This window comes from Desemzia sp. FAM 23989, from assembly GCF_045528345.1.
In the GTDB taxonomy this organism is placed as follows: domain Bacteria; phylum Bacillota; class Bacilli; order Lactobacillales; family Carnobacteriaceae; genus Desemzia.
Genome location: NZ_JBGQQT010000047.1, coordinates 1 through 2,263 on the forward strand (window position 1 = coordinate 1; position 2,263 = coordinate 2,263).

Sequence of the window (2,263 nt, forward strand, 5' to 3'; positions counted from 1 at the left end):
GTAAGCCCGTTAAAATTAACCGCATAGAATTGTTGTCTCCCCTCTTGTAAGATTGACTTATCTCAATCAGACAGGAGGGATTTTTACTATGCGAGATCAAAAAAATAATCAACCCATCGTCCCCGTCCAACTTCTGGACCAAAAAACCAACGAAATAACTCATCCTAAAACCTCTTCTAAAGATAAGCTTGCAATTAAAATTCAAGTTGCCGATATTGAAGTCAATATATTCAACGGCGTTGATAAGTACATCCTTTACGCTCTGCTCAAGGAGTTGAAGATACATGATCATTGATTATGCAGCTGTCAAAAAGATTTACATTGTTTGTGGGTATACTGATATGCGAAAAGGAATTGACGGATTAGCCATGGTTATTCAGAACCAGTTTGAACTTGATTTATACCAAGACACCGTCATCTTCCTCTTCTGCGGTCGACGATCAGATCGGTATAAAGCTCTTTTCTGGGACAACGACGGCTTTTCTTTACTTTATAAACGAATTGACTCGGGCAAACTTCAGTGGCCTAGAACAGAAAGAGAAGTCAAACAGCTTTCCCAACGGGAACTTCGTTGGTTGTTGGAAGGATTAAAAATTGATCAACCTAAAGCCATTTCAACGGCTCAAAAAGGAGGTGCTTTTTAACCCTAAAGCCTTGATTTAATGCGATTTTTTAATGATTTTACCTTTAGAATTTGATATAATAAAGCATACGTATTTCAAAGAAAAAAGGTGGTGAAATCCATGCCGACAAAAGCCGAATTAGAACGTCAAAATCAAGAATTAATGAACCAACTCTCCGAGTTAACTAATAAATTGGATACCATCATGACTCAAAATATGGATCTATCAAACCAAGTATTTAAACTGACTAAGATGCTTTTTGGCTCTCGCAGTGAAAAGACAAAGGGAACGAACGAAGAGATTGATGGGAATCAGACATCGTTATTTGATGAAGAGTCCGATTTTTTCGTCCCAATGAATGAGGAAGAAGGTGAATTGAAAAAGACGCTTGTTCTTCAACATAAACGCAAACGGCGGAAACGTGGATGGAAGGATAAACAGTTGGAAAACTTACCAACTGAAGAATTCAACCATACCATTGATGAACCGGTTTGCGATTGTTGCGGATATGAGATGCACGAACTTGGCGTAAAAGATTGGAGCGAGGTTGTACTCGTCCCCGCCAAACTTATTCGACAGTTGCATCATGTACATAGTTATGAATGTCGTCAGTGTAAAAAAAGCGGTACAAATCAGATACAAACTGCTCCATCATTGAAACGAGCCTTACCAGGAAGTATTGCCAGTCCATCAATAATTGCAGAAGCCGCTTATATGAAGTTCGAACAGTTCGTTCCTTTGGAACGACAACTGAAAGACTGGAGTCGACTTGGATTAACTCTCTACAGCCGAACATTAGTGGATTGGGTAAACAAGGTCGCTGAAAAGTTTCTAAAGCCAGTATATGATGAGTTGAAGCGACAACTGCTAAAACAAACCATCATCGCAGCTGATGAAACGCCTTATCGGATTATCAAACGTTCAGACGGAAAATCAGGAAAATCGAAATCACAGAATTGGGTATACCGAACAGTGGCTAGTGCTAACCGTGCTATTATTGTTTTTGACTCGACGCTTACCCGTGGACGAGAAGAACTTAGACGATTCCTGGGTGACTGGATAGGGATTATTTTGTGCGACGGTTATTCTGTCTATGATAAAATCGACGGCGTCGATTTTGCCAATTGTTGGGTCCATGCGAGACGCTATTGGAACGACGCTCTTGAGTTAGGCGGCAAACATCCAAGCCCACAAGTAAAATTGGGGAAAGAAATGTGTGATGCTCTCTTTCGCATGGAGAAGGATTGGAAAGAGTTGTCATTAGAAGAACGTCATCAACTGCATCAAAAGTACTCCAAGCCAATTCTTGATGATTTCTTTAAATGGATGGAAGGAACTTTCGCGGCTCCTAAATCTGCACTCGAAAAAGCCCTTACTTACTGTCTCAATCGGAAAGAGGGATTGATGAAGTTTCTGGATCATCGAGATCTCCCTATTCATAACAATGACAGTGAGAATGCCATCCGACCACTAACTCTAGGTCGAAAAAACTGGCTGTTTTCTACGAGCGAATGGGGCGGAAAAGCGAATGCCATCTATCTTAGTTTGGTTGAAACCTGCAAAGCAAACAAGATCGATTTTAGGCAATATCTAGAAAAGCTGATTACGGAACTTCCTGGTTTGGATTTGATCCAAAATCC

3 protein-coding genes are annotated in these 2,263 nt (G+C 40.4%); all 3 read left to right on the top strand.

The window, feature by feature from the left end; translation table 11 throughout:
• Positions 1–88: 88 nt before the first annotated feature.
• Positions 89–295, top strand: coding sequence for a hypothetical protein (locus ACEN36_RS12885; protein WP_131832542.1), 207 nt, complete (start codon positions 89–91; stop codon positions 293–295).
• Positions 285–644 carry an IS66 family insertion sequence element accessory protein TnpB gene (gene tnpB, locus ACEN36_RS12890; RefSeq protein WP_407126887.1) on the top strand — a complete coding sequence of 120 codons (360 nt, stop codon included), beginning with the start codon at positions 285–287 and terminating at the stop codon, positions 642–644. The genes ACEN36_RS12885 and tnpB overlap by 11 nt, the downstream gene beginning before the upstream one ends.
• A gap of 99 nt (positions 645–743) precedes the next feature.
• Positions 744–2,263: IS66 family transposase (gene tnpC, locus ACEN36_RS12895; RefSeq protein ID WP_407126889.1), on the top strand; the 1,520-nt coding region annotated here is incomplete at its 3' end.

Bases quoted from the DNA above. Each gene is read 5' to 3' on its own strand.
- ACEN36_RS12885 (WP_131832542.1), top strand. From the start codon at position 89: ATGCGAGATCAAAAAAATAATCAACCCATCGTCCCCGTCCAACTTCTG.
- tnpB (WP_407126887.1), top strand. From the start codon at position 285: ATGATCATTGATTATGCAGCTGTCAAAAAGATTTACATTGTTTGTGGG.